Annotated in this window: 15 protein-coding genes; 12 read left to right on the top strand and 3 right to left on the bottom strand. The window is 43.5% G+C overall.

Annotated elements, in window-relative coordinates; all coding sequences use genetic code 11:
• Positions 1-16 precede the first annotated feature (16 nt).
• Positions 17-592, bottom strand: coding sequence for a YhcN/YlaJ family sporulation lipoprotein (locus NSQ66_RS22935; RefSeq protein WP_036683713.1), 576 nt, complete (start codon positions 590-592; stop codon positions 17-19).
• A 107-nt stretch (positions 593-699) separates the two neighbouring features.
• Between NSQ66_RS22935 and NSQ66_RS22930 the strand changes: the two genes are divergently transcribed.
• Together NSQ66_RS22930 and NSQ66_RS22925 are read left to right on the top strand one after the other, a co-directional pair.
• Positions 700-2,031: a PhoH family protein gene (locus NSQ66_RS22930; protein WP_036683710.1), complete on the top strand. Its 1,332-nt coding sequence runs from the start codon at positions 700-702 to the stop codon at positions 2,029-2,031.
• A 208-nt stretch (positions 2,032-2,239) separates the two neighbouring features.
• Positions 2,240-3,466, top strand: coding sequence for an extracellular solute-binding protein (locus NSQ66_RS22925; RefSeq protein ID WP_036683707.1), 1,227 nt, complete (start codon positions 2,240-2,242; stop codon positions 3,464-3,466).
• Here NSQ66_RS22925 and NSQ66_RS22920 read toward each other — a convergent pair.
• Both NSQ66_RS22920 and NSQ66_RS22915 read right to left on the bottom strand, forming a co-directional pair.
• Entirely contained in the window at positions 3,458-4,558 is a 1,101-nt protein-coding gene (locus tag NSQ66_RS22920) for a hypothetical protein (RefSeq protein WP_036683942.1), read from the bottom strand. The genes NSQ66_RS22925 and NSQ66_RS22920 overlap by 9 nt on opposite strands.
• Positions 4,559-4,724: 166 nt before the next feature.
• Complete coding sequence (locus tag NSQ66_RS22915) at positions 4,725-4,961, bottom strand: DUF2626 family protein (protein ID WP_036683705.1); 237 nt, start codon at positions 4,959-4,961, stop codon at positions 4,725-4,727.
• Between the two features lie 345 nt (positions 4,962-5,306).
• On the opposite strand from NSQ66_RS22915, the gene NSQ66_RS22910 reads away from it, so the two are divergent.
• From NSQ66_RS22910 to NSQ66_RS22865, 10 genes are all read left to right on the top strand, one after another.
• The gene (locus NSQ66_RS22910) at positions 5,307-5,957 is read left to right on the top strand and encodes an RsfA family transcriptional regulator (RefSeq protein WP_036683702.1); all 651 of its coding nucleotides are present in this window, start codon (positions 5,307-5,309) and stop codon (positions 5,955-5,957) included.
• Positions 5,958-6,064: 107 nt separating this feature from the next.
• The gene (locus tag NSQ66_RS22905; protein WP_036683699.1) at positions 6,065-7,027 is read left to right on the top strand and encodes a 2-dehydropantoate 2-reductase; all 963 of its coding nucleotides are present in this window, start codon (positions 6,065-6,067) and stop codon (positions 7,025-7,027) included.
• A 21-nt stretch (positions 7,028-7,048) separates the two neighbouring features.
• Positions 7,049-7,435, top strand: coding sequence for a DUF3397 domain-containing protein (locus tag NSQ66_RS22900; protein WP_036683696.1), 387 nt, complete (start codon positions 7,049-7,051; stop codon positions 7,433-7,435).
• Between the two features lie 150 nt (positions 7,436-7,585).
• The gene (locus tag NSQ66_RS22895) at positions 7,586-9,295 is read left to right on the top strand and encodes a peptide ABC transporter substrate-binding protein (protein ID WP_036683694.1); all 1,710 of its coding nucleotides are present in this window, start codon (positions 7,586-7,588) and stop codon (positions 9,293-9,295) included.
• Positions 9,296-9,516: 221 nt separating this feature from the next.
• A complete protein-coding gene (locus tag NSQ66_RS22890; RefSeq protein WP_036683691.1) occupies positions 9,517-10,449 on the top strand; it encodes an ABC transporter permease in 933 nt (310 codons plus the stop codon).
• Between the two features lie 3 nt (positions 10,450-10,452).
• Positions 10,453-11,388, top strand: coding sequence for an ABC transporter permease (locus tag NSQ66_RS22885; RefSeq protein ID WP_036683689.1), 936 nt, complete (start codon positions 10,453-10,455; stop codon positions 11,386-11,388).
• A gap of 11 nt (positions 11,389-11,399) precedes the next feature.
• Entirely contained in the window at positions 11,400-12,395 is a 996-nt protein-coding gene (locus tag NSQ66_RS22880; RefSeq protein WP_036683686.1) for an ABC transporter ATP-binding protein, read from the top strand.
• Positions 12,392-13,312 carry an ATP-binding cassette domain-containing protein gene (locus NSQ66_RS22875; protein ID WP_036683682.1) on the top strand — a complete coding sequence of 307 codons (921 nt, stop codon included), beginning with the start codon at positions 12,392-12,394 and terminating at the stop codon, positions 13,310-13,312. The genes NSQ66_RS22880 and NSQ66_RS22875 overlap by 4 nt, the downstream gene beginning before the upstream one ends.
• Before the next feature lie 230 nt (positions 13,313-13,542).
• Positions 13,543-15,174, top strand: coding sequence for a bacillithiol biosynthesis cysteine-adding enzyme BshC (gene bshC, locus NSQ66_RS22870; RefSeq protein ID WP_036683679.1), 1,632 nt, complete (start codon positions 13,543-13,545; stop codon positions 15,172-15,174).
• 164 nt (positions 15,175-15,338) lie between these two features.
• Positions 15,339-16,610 (top strand): adenosylhomocysteinase, encoded by a 1,272-nt coding sequence (locus tag NSQ66_RS22865; protein WP_178420207.1) that lies wholly within the window; start codon positions 15,339-15,341, stop codon positions 16,608-16,610.
• The last annotated feature ends 217 nt before the right edge of the window (positions 16,611-16,827 follow it).

The following is a 16,827-nucleotide window of genomic DNA, read 5'->3' as shown; positions in this document are numbered from 1 at the left end:
TTTTGTCCTTTATCCACTACTGTGCATTTCTTTGCGGCTTGGTATCCTCTGGCAGCTGTGGCATGATTCGTCCGATAATATCAGCCAGCTCGGATGAGAATCCGGAAATCGGATGTCCCTTGGAGATATGGCGGCTCATTTCCGCTAATCTGCTGGAGAGATCCATATCCGCTGTGACAAGCGCCCGTACACTTCTTGGGTCTTTGCGGATAGCTTCTGCTACAGAATATTTGATGCTTCCTACACGTGAGCGGCCTAGAGAACCTTCTACATCAAGACCAACAATGGCAACTTTGTTCATGACTACACAGTGTGCGCCATTTACACCGGGAACTCTTTTGGCCAACTGTTCAAAATGATCCTTAAGTGCAATTTCATTTTCTCCATTAACATTGACGGCTTGACCAGCTTTTGAGGTGGCTTTAGGATTAGTCGCACCATCATTGGACAATTGCCGAACCTCATGGTTCCCCGTACCCTTTACAGCATTCGCAGATTGTTTATTCTGAGGAGAGGGTGATGTCTTTTTATTAGCGATACCGCAGCTTGTCAGTAGCAGCAGTACCAGCAACAGACATATTGATTTTCTCATATGTGATTACTCCTTTCAGCCAATGAATCGTTTCTGTACCTTATCTTTTCCCTTGGCGGAAAGAGTTATGTATGATCAATCAAACCAGGCGCTGTGGAGGGGATAATATGAACAAGATATTTGTGCTAGATACCAACGTGCTTTTGCACGACCCCAATTCAATTTTCTCTTTCAAGGAGCATGAGGTGGTTATTCCGGCCGTTGTGCTGGAAGAAATCGACTCCAAGAAGCGCAATGCTGACGAAATCGGTCGGAATGCCCGTACGGTATCCCGATTGCTTGATGGACTCCGGGAACTAGGTCATTTGCATAGTGGTGTGGAACTGGAGCATGGAGGCAAGCTGAAGGTAGAACTTAACCATCGCAGTTTTGTGAAGGTACAGGAAATGTTTGGTGAGGTGTCTAACGACAATCGGATTTTGGCTGTTGCGCTCAATTATTTGAATGAAGAGAATGAGAAGCCTGATCCGCGTCCCGTTGTGCTTGTGAGCAAGGATGTACTGGTTCGTATTAAAGCGGATGTACTTGGAATTACGCCAGAGGATTATTTGTCAGATCGTACTGGAGACTTAAATGAACTATACACTGGTTACCAATCTCTGCAGGTGCATCCCGCATTGATTGATGAATATTATAGTCACCGCTCTCTGACGGTAAAACAGCTCGCGTTGTCGTATCCGTTGTACCCTCATGAATTTGTGATTCTCAAGGATGAGATTGGCACTGGCAAATCAGCTCTTCTCAAAGTGAATAGTGATGCCACACGTCTGGAGCCACTCTATCTGGGCAATGATTCGGTTTGGGGGATTAGCGCCCGTAATGCTCAACAACGAATGGCACTGGAGCTGCTGCTAAATGATGAAATCCCACTCGTAACGATCACGGGTAAGGCTGGGACAGGGAAGACGTTATTGGCGCTTGCAGCCGGACTATTCAAAGTGGAGGATGAACATAAATACAAAAAATTGCTTATCGCCCGTCCGGTTGTTCCTATGGGTAAGGACATTGGTTACTTGCCCGGTGAGAAGGATGAGAAGCTTAGACCCTGGATGCAGCCTATTTATGATAATCTGGAATTCCTGTTCGATACCAAAAAAGCTGGCGATATCGATAAAATCTTAATGGGGTTAGGCAGTATACAGGTAGAAGCCTTAACCTATATTCGCGGCCGTTCAATCCCATCACAGTTCATTATTATTGATGAAGCGCAGAACCTTTCCCGTCATGAGGTGAAGACCATTGTCTCCAGAGCGGGAGAAGGAAGTAAAGTCATTCTAATGGGCGATCCGGAGCAAATCGATCATCCATATCTGGATGCTGCGAGCAACGGACTGAGCTATATCGTCGAGAAGTTTAAGCAGCAAGGGATTAGCGGACATATTACTTTGGAAAAAGGTGAACGTTCCCGCTTGGCGCAATTGGCCGCGGATCTACTCTAGCCGTTCATGAATCCAGTTTTCAGCCGGGAGAAGCAAACACTCCCGGCTTTTTCCTGCCCGCCCGGAAACGGCAGAGGAATTTAGGAGGTTATGGTTCTTAGAGCGTTTCACCCATATAATAGAAAGAGAACGGTTTCACAAACTAAAGACAAGCACCGGAGGGTTTGGTAAAATAGGGGAGACCAATCAAAAGGGAAGGTGGGAAATCGTGCTGAAACGCAAAAATTATTGGCTGCTTTTTGCAATTTTACTACTATCGCTGACAAGCCTGTCGCCCAGTATGGAATTGAGTACCAGTAACGATCCACGTCCTATGAAAAGACCGCAAAGTCAGTCGACCAATCCCTCTTCCGGAGATGAGGGAACTATAGATAGCTTACATATAAGAGTATCGTTAAATAGCGAAGAATTTAGTGAACTGGAGCTCCTTAGCAACCGTTATACCTTAGAAAGTGGAGTAAAGGTTATTTTAAGCAATGTGGATATTGAGGATGCCGATGAGGTATTGAAGCATGATTTAACGATCGGGGACAGCCCGGATATAGTCATGGCAGATGGACGAAGCATACTGGACTGGGCCACACGTGGATATTTATTGCCGATGGATGTGTATCAGAGCGTTCCGGGGAGTGCACCGTTAACACAGTTGATCCCCTTGATGCAGTGGAATGGATATAATTGGGGAGTCCCGTTAGATATAGATCCTTACGTGCTCGTTTATTCCCCACAACGGCTGGCGGAGCTGGGTTTTAATGCATTACCCAAAAGCCTCGAAGAGTGGAATATCCTGCTTCAGAATGTGCTTAAAGAGCAAGGAAAATATTTACTCGCGATGGATACCCGTAATCCTTATGGATTGTCAGCGGTAATGGAGAGCATGAATAGCAGCTTGTTAGCAGATAACCAAGAAGTGTTGAATTGGACTCAGAACGCCCGCAGTTATTTTTATCTCACCAGCCGCTACAATAAAGATGTCTGGGATATGCTACAAGGAGGTAGTGTCGCGGTTGCTTCTTTACCGTTATCCGAGTGGCAGAAGCATGGTAATTCATCCCTTGCTGCTGTTCCGGCGCTGACTGCCAATAACGGAGGTGGGTTTGAATCCTGTTACAGTCGATCTTTTGCCCTTCCAGCTCAATCTCAAAGTCCAAAGGAAGCTGTGAATTGGCTGACTTTTATCACCTCAGAGGATGCTCAGTTGGATTGGTTGGAGAATACGGGGAGCTTGCCGGCGCTTGATGTTCTTTATCGTTCGGAGCATGCTTTTAAATACAAACTTCCTTTCGATGTTGAGCTATTGCTGACAGAAGAAACCGCCCCGGAGGATGAGTCACAGGGCGGCTGGAGTAAGGTTGTTGAAGCTGTATCATTACTATTAACAGGGCAGATAGATGCGGAAGGCTACAAAGAATATCTAAAAGAAGGCCTAAAATGAAATGGAAAGCTTAACATGCAAGACGCCCTCTTGGCTATCTACTGCCGTGGCACGAAGGAAAGATACTATTTTTCCAGGATAAAAGCCTAAGTCAAATTCTTCTTCCAACGTTTTTCTTGTCGTGTCAGGCAATTCAAGACCATTAAATACAATATGATCGACTTGGAATATAAGGCCGTTGATCGGTTCTTCCTGAATGGTGTAGTGACCGGTCAGTGAAAGAGCTAGCGCTCCGCTTTTTCCAGTGGCAGTAATTGAACCGTCATTGAAATGAAAGGCGAAGTCTTTAAACAGCGAATTCTGTGATTGCAAAAATTCATTCAAATCCTCTTCCTTCAGGTTTAGCTCATAAGTCATTCCCTTTCGAGTCAGTACACCCTCTCGATTCTGAACAAACTGTGGTAGTTTATTCATTGCGGAGGATAACGCCTTGAAATATGTTTTTACCTCGTGCAGGCCGATATTCTCCCAATATAATGTGAATTCTTTAAGTAGAGTACTCATATTTTCAGGATCGCTGCTATTTTTAATCCCACCCTCAATTTCCTTGTTGAGCGCGTTTACCCGAACTTGCTGTTCCTCCAGAGCCGTGCGCAGCCGGGCGAGCTCTTCCGAGTTTCGCTTCGCAGTCTGAATGGTATCCTTCAAATCCTTATATTGTTCTTCATATTGTGAGAGAATATCGCGGTCATTCCCAATAATAATCTCATAATAATCGAACAGAGCCAGGAATCTGCTGATACTTTTTGCTGAAAAAAACGCGACCAGAAGATTATCTCTATCCCCCATATAATAAGAACGCACAACTGCACCTGCCCGTTCCTGTTGGTCCGCAATGGCTGTTTTTTTCTGGGTAGCTTGTCTGTTCAAGCTTTCTACCTTTTGTTCAAGCGCTTTTTGTTCGGCTGTAATCTTGATGATTTCACGTTCAATTTCTGCAGAAGACAAGGTCTGTTCAAGTAGTTTACGGGTTTCTTCATTATCTGGTATAGCAGAGTTGAAAAAATCACCGCTAGGATCGGCAGACAAGTACTTCACAGGTTGTAACGGAAACAAAGTACAGCAGAAGAGAATTAGTATGGTTGCAATCATGCGGCTTTGTAAATTGCGGGAGCGCACCACACCACCACCTTTTTTTGAAATGATATATGTATGTACTAATAATATGTTTAACCCTTCTAAAATAGCATACAAACAAAAAAACGGAAGTGATCCTTATAAGATAAGGACCTCATCCGCTCCAAAAGAGTACTGCAATTTATAGTGGAAGACCCATTTGAAAGATCGTCCAATAACTAAATCCGGTGAAAGTCAGAATCATGTATGCCCAGAAGAGAAGAACATAAGTTTTTTCAGTAAATTTCATATAGCCAAGTATTACGAAAAATGCTGTTTGCAAAAAGAAAAGCAAGGCCATTTCTGTTAGACCTCCGGCGAAAGCCATCAATCCAATAGCTAATGTGAAAAAACCTAATACCCGAAACATGCGGTCCAAGAGAGAGTCCCCCTTCCAGTATGTATCTCACGAATATTCCTTCGATTTATTATACCCTCAACATAATTATGTGTAAACGAATTCATTGAAAAAAATGCACTAATCTTCAAAAAATGTGATTTTTATAATTGACCTGAGTGATTAGCGCTTTAAAAAAGAGAATTTATAGTTTTATGCGTATGATGTACGCAGATAATGGAAATACAAATTAGTATCAAATAGATTCTATGAACTCTATGAGAAGCATAGAAATGGAGTAAGCAGCTTTTATCCCTATTCACTACCCGGCAGAACTGCCGGTTATGGAGATGGTTATTTCATGACGTTGTTAGGAGGTTTGGCTTTATGACAGCCGTTAGACAGGACGCTTGGAGTGCAGAAGATGATCTAATATTGGCAGAAGTAACTTTGCGACACATTCGGGAGGGCAGCACACAGCTTGCCGCTTTTGAAGAGGTGGGTGAAAAAATCGGCAGAACTTCGGCCGCTTGCGGATTCCGCTGGAACAGTTGTGTTCGGAAAAGTTATGAAGGTGCAATCGGTATTGCTAAAGGGCAGCGTCAAAAGCGTAGCTACCTGAAAAAGCAGCCGTCAGTAAGAGGAGCGCAAGTAGCTGGTCTGATTCTGGGTGATGTCGATGAGGAATTTGGGCGCGGTGAGGGATTAAGTGAAAACACATTATCCATTGATGCGGTCATTCGTTTCTTAAGACAATGGAAGGGTACGATCCAGGAAGCAGGACGTCAGCTGAAAATGCTGGAAAGAGATCTGCGCGAGAAGGAAGATGAATTAACAGAATTACGATCTGAGAATGAGCGGTTGTCTAAAGAGGTTAATCTTGCTCAAAGCGACTACCGGGTAGTCAACGATGATTACAAAGCTTTAATTCAGATTATGGATCGTGCTCGCAGGCTTGCTTTCTTAAATGAAGAAGAAGAAGAAATGAAGACTCGTTTCAAAATGGATGGTAACGGAAATTTAGAACGCATTGAATAAACGATAGGTTAACTAACAATCCCGCAAGTGGTCTGCTTTTTAAGCACCACTTGCGGGGTTTTTGGTATACTTAGAAAAATTGTGCTTAAGATCAGCAGGAGGGTTATATGAAAATTGATATAATTGGTGCAGGTTCACTCGGGCTGCTGCTGGCAGGGAGATTGATCCAAGCCGGGAATGATGTGAGACTGTGGTGCCGAGGGGTAGAACAATGCCAACGATTAGGGCGTGATGGCTTAACGGTTACCTACGAGGATGAACGCGAGCCGATAACAATTTCGGAAGATCAGTTTGTATCCGCGCCAATAGGGGAGTTCGCTGGTGCTTATCTAGAAGAGCCGAGTGATTGGATCGTGGTGACGGTTAAACAGAATACTCTACATAATGATTTGCCTGAATTTCTATCCCTACTTAAGGAAGAGCAAGTACATATGATATGTTTTCAGAATGGTACAGGACATATGGAGATGTTGGGGGGCTTGTTGCCGGACGCCAATTTATATGTAGCTGTGACTACGGAGGCTGCGAAGCGCAAATCATTAACTGAGGTCATTCATGCAGGAGCAGGGGAGGTGTGGATAGGAAAATGGAGCTCAGGGGATGGACAAGCTCATAGCATACATAATGATTTAAAAGCGAATAATTTAATAGAAGTTCTCATAATGGCAGGATTCGCAGCCTTTTTGTCGAATGAAGTGGATACCATGATTTACCGGAAGCTCTTGATCAATGCCGTTATTAATCCACTCACGGCGATTTGGCGTATTCCAAATGGGAAGCTGCTGTCTTCAGAGCAACGCCTCCAATTAATGAAGGAAGTTTTTGAAGAAGCAACAATGGTGTATGATTTCTGTGAAATTACTTATGATAAGGATGCTTGGGATAACATCCTTCAGGTGTGCCGGTTAACGTCTGGCAATATTTCATCTATGCTGGCAGATGTACTTGCTTCAAGAACCACAGAAATTCGTTGGATCAATGGAAGTCTTGTAGAAATGGCAGAACGATCTGGAGTGTCGGCACCATTAAATCGCTGGCTCTGCCAATTAGTAGAAGGTATTGGGGTATGATCTCTGGGGAGAGGTGAAGCTATGGGACTGCTGATGGATTCGGTTATTACTTTAAGCGTTATTCCGATTGTGCCGTTTTTGATTGTTTTTTTCATTGGAAAAGGCTTAAAAAAAGATAAAAAGAAAACTTTTATGCTCGCTATGGACGTGACCACATTTTTTTTATTATTGTCGGTCTCCGCATTGTTTAATAACATCTTTAATTCCGGTTTTGGGTTTTACCTTATACTAATTATTGTATTAATATCCGCTGGACTGATTGGCGGAGCTCAAAATCGGATGAAAGGAAAGGTAGATGGGAAGCGGTTATTTCGGGCAGTTTGGAGACTTTCGTTCTTTTTTATGAGCGTCGGATATTTATTATTTATGTTTGTTGGGCTAATTACCTACATATCACAAGCGATGTAACGTTCCACTGCTTCGGTGAAGCGTCAACGTCACAAAAGTTTAAAGTTTTAAAAAAAAAATATTTTCTGAAAACATTGCACTAGATTTTTTTGACCACTGGTTGTATAATCATAAACCATATACCACATTCTATTTAGGGGGAACTGCTAGATGAAGAAGAGTAAAAGTCTATTGCTAATGATTGCATTAGTACTTGTTATCGGCACAGTGCTTGCTGGCTGCGGCGGAAACAATGCAAACAGCGGCAATAAAGGTAACAATGCTAACACTGGTAACACGGCAACTGGTAATGCAGCTACAGAAGAAAAATTGGCTGCTGACCAAACATTGAGAATTAACCTTAGTTCTGAGCCTCCAACATTTGACCCAGGATTGGCGCAAGATAGCCAAGCTAACACTGTCCTGAAAACAATGTACGAAGGTTTGACTCGCATGAATGATGAAACAGGTCAAGCTGAACCAGGTGTTGCTGAAAGCTGGGAAGTTTCCGCTGACGGTCTGGTATATACTTTCAAACTCCGTGATTCACAATGGAGTAACGGCGATCCTGTAACAACAGAAGATTTCGTTCGCGCTTGGAAACGCGTGCTCGATCCTGCTGCTGCATCTGCTGCGCCTTACGCTTATCAATTGTACTACATCAAAAATGCTGAAAAGTACTACAACAAGGAAATTACTGATTTCAGTCAAGTAGGTGTCAAAGCGATTGATGAGAAAACTCTTGAAGTTACTCTTGAATCCTCCACTCCTTACTTCCTTGGATTGCTTTCCTTCTACACTTATTACCCTGTACACAAATCCATTGAGAGTAATCCTAAATGGGCAACAAGCAAAGATTCTATGATCGTTAACGGTGCTTTCACTCTTACTGAGTGGACTACTGGTCAAACTCTTGTTGTAACTAAAAACGATAAATACTGGGATAAAGATTCCATTAAACTTAGCGCTATCGATTTCTCCCTTGTAAACAGCGGTGCAACTGAACTGCTCAGCTACAAGAACGGTGAATATGATCGTGCGGGCGGACCAACTGGTGAAATTCCATCAGAACAAATTCCAATCGTACAAAAAGAACTTCCTAACGAATTCAGCCGTAAAGGTATTGCTTCCGTATACTACTACGAATTCAATATCACTGAAAAACCATTCACAAACGCTAAAATCCGTAAAGCTCTTGCAATGGCGCTTAACCGCCAAGCTTTGATTGACAATGTAGTTCAAGGTGGACAATTCCCAGCATTCGGTTTTGTACCTCCAGGTATCGCTGGTGCTGATGGTGAATACCGTACAGCAGTTAAAGATAGCTACTTCACTGAAGATCTAGAACAAGCTAAAACATTGCTTGCTGAAGGTCTGAAAGAAGAAGGTATGGATAAACTGCCTACATTCTCCCTGACTTACAACACAAGTGAAGGTCACAAGAAAATCGCTTTGGCGATTGCTGATATGTGGAAAAACAATCTTGGTATCGACGTACAAACCGTTAACCAAGAGTGGGCTGTATTTATTGAAAACCGTCAAAACCTGAACTACCAAGTTGCTCGTGCTGGTTGGACTGCGGATTACAATGATCCAATGACTTTCCTTGATATGTGGGTAACAGGTGGCGGTAACAATGATACTGGTTACGCTAACCCTGAGTATGACAAATTGATCAGCGAAGCTAAAACAAGCACTGACTTGGCAGTACGTCAAGAAAAGTTTGCTGCAGCTGAAAAATTGCTCATCGAGCAAGATATGGTTCTGATTCCTTTGTACTACTACACTAACAACTCCCTGACTAAAGAGTACCTTAAAGGTGTTACTCTTGACTTTAGTGGTGCAATTGACTTGACTCGCGGATACTTGCTTGAGCACTAAGATATTGCTTTAGTAATTACAACAGAATAGTTAGTTGACTGAAGTTGCAGAATACTTCGGGATATATATGTGGAATTCCATATATATCCCTTTTTTTTGTACTCCTGTCTATTTGTTAATTAATGTTATTAATAACATATATAGAAAATAGACAAAAATCCGTTTTTTTCATAAAATCATTATTATGTGTATCAAAAATTGTCGGAGGAGGTGTGATGGGGATGGTTCGTTATGTCGCAAATAAGTTTTTCTATATGTTGGTTTCTCTATTTGTATTGATTTCAGCTACCTTTTTCTTGATGAAAGCTATTCCGGGGGATCCGTTTACTTCTGAAAAGAAGGTACCGCCAGAAATTAAAGCACGTCTGATGGAACAATATGGTCTGGACAAGCCGCTCTCTCATCAGTATTTTAAGTATTTAGGTGATATTATCCAAGGTGACCTAGGTGTCTCAATGAAACGCCTAAATCAAGATGTATCACATTTGATCAGTCAAACCTTTTCAGCGTCGCTGAAGCTGGGACTCGTCGCAATCGTTGTGGCGGTTATTGTCGGAGTATTTCTCGGCATGTTGGCGGCACTCTATCACAGAAAGTTTATTGACAGCGCAGCTATGGTGCTGGCAGTTCTGGGGATTGCGGTTCCGAGCTTTGTAGTCGCGTCATTACTGCAGTACGTATTTGCTTTCAAACTGGGTTGGGTACCGGTTTCAGGTTTTAAAGGGCCAATCTATTATTTCTTACCCGTGGCCGCGCTCTCGGCACAGCCGATCGCCTTTATCGCCCGCTTGACCCGTTCAAGCATGCTTGAAGTTTTGAATGCGGATTATATCAAAACGGCTAAAGCAAAGGGATTGAGCTGGATGGCTATTCTGAGCCGTCATGTACTTCGTAACGGAATTCTACCTGTTGTTACTTATATGGGTCCAATGACAGCTAACATCGTAACTGGTTCGGTTGTTATCGAGCAGATCTTTGGTGTTGGGGGTATTGGTAAACAGTTCGTGGAAGCGATTGGTGTCCGTGACTATACCGTTATTATGGGGATAACCATTTTCTATGGCGTATTACTCATGGTTGCCCGCTTTATTACTGATATTGCTTATGTATTGATTGACCCACGTATGAAATTAAGTGGAGGAAAGGAGGGCTAAAGAGTGGCTACTGAAAATAACTTGCTAAATCTAAAACCGGAAGATTTTCAAAAAGTCGGTGTGGATGAAAAAGAAGCCGAAGTTATCCAGCGTGAGAGTCTCTCTGCTTGGAAAGACTCTTGGCAACGGTTGCGTCAAAATAAAATGGCGATGACTGCGCTCGGTATCCTGGGTTTGATTGTACTTGCAGCGATTTTTGCACCTTTTATCTCGAAATATAACTATTATTCTAATGATTTGATGAGCACCAACAAGCCCCCTTCCTCCGATCACTGGTTTGGAACGGATGATCTTGGTCGTGATATCTTTGTTCGTACTTGGTACGGTGCACGGATCTCCTTGATCGTTGGTCTTGCTGCGGCAGCCATCGACTTGTTCATCGGTGTTATCTACGGAGGCATTATGGGCTTCTTCGGCGGCCGTGTAGATAATATTATGAATAAATTCTCTGAAATTTTGTATTCTATTCCATATTTGCTGGTTGTAATCTTGCTCTTGGTCGTTCTTGAGCCAAGTCTTGGAACAATCATCCTAGCTCTAACCATTACAGGCTGGATTACGATGTCGTGGATTGTGCGTGGAGAAATTATGCAGCTCAAGAATCGCGAATTCGTATTGGCGTCCCGTTCCATGGGTGCTGGTTCTGCGAGACTGTTGTTCAAGCACCTTCTGCCGAACGCGGTTGGTCCGATTATCGTAACCATTACACTGTCTGTACCAAATGCTATCTTTGCTGAGGCCTTCCTAAGCTTCTTGGGTCTTGGTGTACAAGCTCCTGTTGCTTCACTTGGATCGATGATCAATGACTCACTCACCGGCTGGCTGTATTATCCATGGCGCTTCTTGTTCCCTGCGATCCTAATCAGCTTAACAATGCTTTCTTTCAACATTTTCGGTGATGGTCTTCGTGACGCGCTTGATCCTAAGCTGAAGAAATAGGAGGAATATGGATGGAACCTATTTTACAAGTCAAAGATTTGCATATTTCCTTTTTTGTTAAGGGCGGAGAAGTACAAGCTGTCCGTGGTATGAATTTTGAAATTGGCAAAGGCGAAACGGTTGCCATCGTCGGCGAGTCCGGCAGCGGTAAGAGTGTAACTGCTCAATCGATTATGCGGTTGATCCCTTCTCCACCTTCTAAAGTGAAAAAGGGAGAGATTATTTTTCAAGGACAGAATCTGCTAGACAAAAGCATGAAAGAAATGGAATCTATTCGCGGTAAAGATATTGGCATGATTTTTCAAGACCCGATGACTTCTCTGAACCCAACCATCAAAGTGGGCAAACAGATCACTGAAGTTTTGATTAAACATCAGAAAATGTCAGCGGCCGAAGCGAAAAAGCAAGGTATGGAGATGTTGAAATTAGTAGGCATCAAAAATGCGGAGGCTCGCTTTAACCAATATCCCCACGAATTCTCAGGCGGTATGCGCCAGCGTGTAATGATCGCAATCGCGTTAGCTTGCCGTCCGGCTTTGCTGATAGCGGATGAGCCTACAACGGCTCTAGATGTAACCATTCAGGCGCAGATCATGGAAGTTATGAGAGAGATGCAGCAAAAACTAGGTACCTCCATTATTCTGATTACACATGATCTCGGCGTAGTTGCTGGCATGTGTGATCGGGTGATTGTAATGTATGCAGGTGAGGTTGTGGAGACCGGAACAAGATGGGAAATCTTTAAAAATCCACAACATCCATACACCAAAGGTCTGCTGCGCTCAATGCCGCGTCTGGACCAAAAGAAAGGCGAGCCGCTTATTCCGATCATCGGCACACCGCCAGATCTGATCAAGCCGCCGATCGGCTGTCCGTTCACTGCTCGTTGCAATGAAGCGATGCATGTGTGCGAACAAATCGATCCCGGCGCCACAGAATTCAGCGAAACGCATATGGCGCGTTGCTGGAATCTGCATTCGATGGCCAAGGAGGTGCAGTACTCTTGAGTAAGAACCTAATAGAGGTAGAAGGTCTTAAGAAATATTTTAATGTAGGTAAAGGTAAGGTTCTTAAGGCTGTTGATAATATTAACTTCACGATCCGTGAGGGCGAGACACTTGGGATGGTAGGTGAGTCCGGTTGTGGTAAGACTACTGCTGGACGTACGATTCTTCGCTTGTATGAGCCAACTGCTGGAAGTGTGAAATATAATGGTACAGACATTTATAAATTACCTGGAAATCAAATGAAGGCTATGCGCCGTGACATGCAAATGATTTTCCAAGATCCGTACGCATCGCTTAACCCGCGGTTTACGGTTTCTGATATCATCGGCGAGGCACTGGACATTCACGGAATGGCTGGCAGCCGTGCAGAACGTAAGAAACGGATTGAAGAACTGCTGGATATGGTTGGTCTTAATCATGACCATGCAACCCGTTATCCGCATGAATTCTCCGGTGGACAACGTCAACGTATCGGGATTGCCCGTTCGTTAGCGGTTAATCCTAAGTTCATCGTTTGTGATGAGCCGATTTCCGCACTTGACGTATCCATTCAAGCTCAGGTCGTTAACTTGCTTAAAGAATTGCAAGATCGTCTGGGATTGACTTATCTTTTCATCGCGCATGATCTGTCCATGGTTAAACATATCAGTGATCGCGTAGCAGTTATGTACTTGGGTAAAATGGTTGAGTTGGCGGAAAGTGAAGAGCTATATGCAAATCCTATCCACCCTTATACTAAATCCCTATTGTCGGCTATTCCAGTTCCGGACCCGGAAATTGAAGTCAACAAAAAACGTATTCACTTGCATGATGAGCTTGGCAGCCCTATTTATTCTGCTAACGATAAGACCAATGACAGTGACTTTGAATTAGTAGAAGTATCTAAAGGCCACTTTGTCAGCAAAAAATTCGCATAATTTATACTTAGGTTTTCAAAGGCGGGAGCATTATGCTCTCGCCTCTTGTATGTATTTAGGATATTATTTAATGATTTTATAGTATAATTGAACAGTTGGCTGTACCTGTGTTGCTGATATCAAGACATGTTTTGCTTTGACGCGGCTCCTGACTTTGGATACAATCATAGAGAGTTTTTACGAACTTGGATTTACATATAACTGCTTAGTAGAACTGGAGGCACTAGCGAATGAATATTGTAACGGAACCGCTCAAGGGTGGATCTGCACTCTCGCGCGACTATATAGATCATTTTGAAAAGGTTAGTCATTTGTACGGTGGGGATTTCCGCAATAAAGAAAGTAGAAGTAGACGGGCCGATTGGCTAGATAGCAGAGAAAGCCTTCGTGCCGACCGGACTCAGATTGCTGGGTGTCTACGACAATATAATGAAAAGCATAATTCGCATGATGCGGTGATGGCTTCGCTGGCGCTCTTAGAGCAGCCGGGGACATTAGTGGTGACAGGTGGGCAGCAAAGCGGACTATTTACTGGACCCCTGTTAGTGGTATATAAAGCTGCAACTACCATTATGGCGGCAAAAGAAGCAGCTGAACAACTCGGCCGACCTGTAGTTCCTTTATTCTGGATTGCAGGTGAAGATCATGACTGGGATGAAGTGAATCATACGTATGTACTGAATCGTACGCAGGAGATTACTAAGATTAAGATAGAAAAGTCAGAAGAGAAACGCTCCTCAGTAAGTGATATTCGTGTAGAAGAGGAAAGCTGGCAGCAGGTAGTAGAACAGTTAGACGGTCTGCTTCAGGAAAGCGACTTTAAGCCGCAGATCATGGAATTCATTCGCACTTCTTCTTTTAGAGCTGATAGTATGACGGATGCATTTGCCAAGCTGATGGGTTCATTATTTGGTAAATTTGGTCTGATTCTGCTTGATTCTGCTGATCCCAACTTACGTAAGTTAGAACAGCCATTTTTCACTTCGCTAATTATGCAGAATGATGCACTGGAAACAGCGTATATGAATTCTGCTTCTGATATTGTGGGCGCTGGATATGAGCTTCAGGCTGATGTTACAGCTGGCAATGCCAACCTCTTTTATATTCATGAAGGTACACGGCTTCTGCTTCACAAGAAGGACGGAATCTTTACGGATCGCAAGGGTCAGGTATCCTTTACCCGTGATGAATTACTTGAGGAGGTGCAGGCACATCCGGAACGCTTTAGCAACAATGTGCTGACACGTCCACTTATGCAGGATTATGTGCTGCCTGTTCTGGCAACGGTGCTGGGTCAAGGTGAGATTGCTTACTGGGCCATTCCGCGCCGTGCGTTTGAGACCATTGGGGGAGAAATGCCGTTAATTATCCCTAGAATGTCTTTTACTGTCGTAGAAGGTACGCTGCACAAGCATATGGACAAATATCAACTTAGCTTTGAGGATGTAAGACAAGGACTGGATCATAAAAGACATGAATGGCTGGCCGCACAGGATGAGCTCGGGATTGAACGCCGTTTTGAAGAAACCAAAACCTCATTTGCCGCCATGTACGAACCGCTGATTGAGCAGCTTGGAACGGTTCAGGCCGGTCTGCTTAAGCTGGGGAATAACAATAAAGAGAAGATTCTAGATCAGATTACTTTTTTACAGGCGAAAGCCCAAGATGCAATGGCAAAACAGAACGAAGCTGCAATCCGGCAATGGGAGCGAATCGAGCTGTCATTAATGCCACTGGGTAAACTGCAGGAAAGAGTGTACAATATCATGTATTACTTGAACCGGTACGGGCTTGCTTGGCTGGATGAGCTAATGACGGTTGAACCGGATTACAGTGGAACACATCGCATCATTTATATGTAATGGAAGTATTGCTTTCCACAAAACAAAGCGTATGCTTACGAAGTGAGTTTTGTACGAAGTAGATCAATGTAGTAACGCTCACAAAACAAAGCGTATGCTTACGAAGCAAGTTTTGTACGAAGTAGATTCAATGTAGTAACGCTCACAAACTTTTAGGAGGTTTCATAATGAGTTCATCTAAACAAAATAGTATCGTGGCTGATATGTCACTCGCACCGGAAGGGCATTTGAAAATCGACTGGGTTCGCCAGCATATGCCGGTACTGAACCGTATTCGTGAGCAGTTTGAAGCAGAACAGCCATTTAAAGGTCTAAAAGTTTCGATTACATTGCATTTGGAAGCTAAAACCGCGTATTTGGCGAAGGTTGTCAAAGCTGGTGGTGCAGATGTAACCATTACAGGTTCGAATCCACTTTCTACACAGGATGATGTATGTGCAGCGCTTGTGGAGGATGGAATCACAGTATTTGCTAAATACAATCCGTCTCCTGAAGAATTTAAAGCCCTTAATATCAAGGCACTGGAGTGCAAACCGGACTTGATTATTGATGACGGTGGGGATTTTGCTACATTGCTGCATTCGGAGCGTCCTGATCTGATGGAGAATATTCGCGGGGGTGCTGAAGAAACAACTACCGGGATTATTCGTCTAAAAGCTCTGCAAAAGCAAGGCGTATTGAAGTTCCCAATGGTCGCGGTTAATGATGCCTACTGCAAATATTTGTTTGATAACCGTTATGGCACTGGCCAATCGGCATGGGATGGAATTATTCGCACAACCAACCTTATCGTAGCGGGTAAAACAGTAGTTGTTGTCGGTTACGGCTGGTGTGGTAAAGGTGTTGCCATGCGCGCCAAAGGGCTTGGAGCAAAAGTGGTTGTCACAGAAGTTGATGCGATTAAAGCCGTTGAAGCACATATGGACGGTTTTGAAGTAATGCCAATGCTGGAAGCAGCTAAGGTTGGTGATTTCTTCGTTACAGTAACTGGTAACCGTTATGTAATTCGCGGTGAACATTATGATGTGATGAAGGATGGAGCGATCATGTGCAACGCGGGCCATTTCGACGTTGAAGTGAATAAGCCTGAGTTGTCGGAAAGATCCGTATCCCAACGTACCGTTCGCAAAAATATCGAAGAGTACCAGCTTCGTGACGGACGTAAATTATATCTGCTTGCCGAAGGCAGACTTGTAAATCTGGGTGCTGCTGATGGTCACCCTGCTGAAATTATGGATACAACCTTTGCGCTCCAGGCGCTGTCGCTGAAGTATGTAAATGATAATTATAAGAGCATTGGCGTAAAAGTTGAGAATGTTCCTTATGAGCTGGATGAGCAAGTAGCACGTTATAAGCTGGAAAGTCTGGGCATTAACATCGATAGCCTGACTCCGGCGCAAGTGGATTATTTGGACAGCTGGAATTTGAACGATTAATAACTGAACGCATAACAATAAAGTGTATTAACCAGTGTACCTTGAACTGAAGCAACTTTTTTAACAAAGCCATGCAACGGACAAGATTCCGATTGTATGGCTTTTTTCTGTGGAGAAATGTTTTTCGGGAAACGAGCTATCTGATTTAGGAAAAATTTCCTTGGCCAGAAAAAGGTTTTTGATTTTTAATGGCGAATCTATTATGCTTAAGTGGTGA

The organism is Paenibacillus sp. FSL H3-0329 (genome assembly GCF_037963285.1).
Lineage (GTDB): Bacteria > Bacillota > Bacilli > Paenibacillales > Paenibacillaceae > Paenibacillus_AQ > Paenibacillus_AQ odorifer.
Note: the sequence above shows the minus strand (reverse complement) of the source record. Positions and strands in the feature narration are given on the sequence as shown.

Bases quoted from the DNA above. Each gene is read 5' to 3' on its own strand.
- NSQ66_RS22935 (WP_036683713.1), bottom strand. From the start codon at position 592: ATGAGAAAATCAATATGTCTGTTGCTGGTACTGCTGCTACTGACAAGC.
- NSQ66_RS22930 (WP_036683710.1), top strand. From the start codon at position 700: ATGAACAAGATATTTGTGCTAGATACCAACGTGCTTTTGCACGACCCC.
- NSQ66_RS22920 (WP_036683942.1), bottom strand. From the start codon at position 4,558: ATGATTGCAACCATACTAATTCTCTTCTGCTGTACTTTGTTTCCGTTA.
- NSQ66_RS22910 (WP_036683702.1), top strand. From the start codon at position 5,307: ATGACAGCCGTTAGACAGGACGCTTGGAGTGCAGAAGATGATCTAATA.
- NSQ66_RS22905 (WP_036683699.1), top strand. From the start codon at position 6,065: ATGAAAATTGATATAATTGGTGCAGGTTCACTCGGGCTGCTGCTGGCA.
- NSQ66_RS22900 (WP_036683696.1), top strand. From the start codon at position 7,049: ATGGGACTGCTGATGGATTCGGTTATTACTTTAAGCGTTATTCCGATT.
- NSQ66_RS22895 (WP_036683694.1), top strand. From the start codon at position 7,586: ATGAAGAAGAGTAAAAGTCTATTGCTAATGATTGCATTAGTACTTGTT.
- NSQ66_RS22890 (WP_036683691.1), top strand. From the start codon at position 9,517: ATGGTTCGTTATGTCGCAAATAAGTTTTTCTATATGTTGGTTTCTCTA.
- NSQ66_RS22880 (WP_036683686.1), top strand. From the start codon at position 11,400: ATGGAACCTATTTTACAAGTCAAAGATTTGCATATTTCCTTTTTTGTT.
- bshC (WP_036683679.1), top strand. From the start codon at position 13,543: ATGAATATTGTAACGGAACCGCTCAAGGGTGGATCTGCACTCTCGCGC.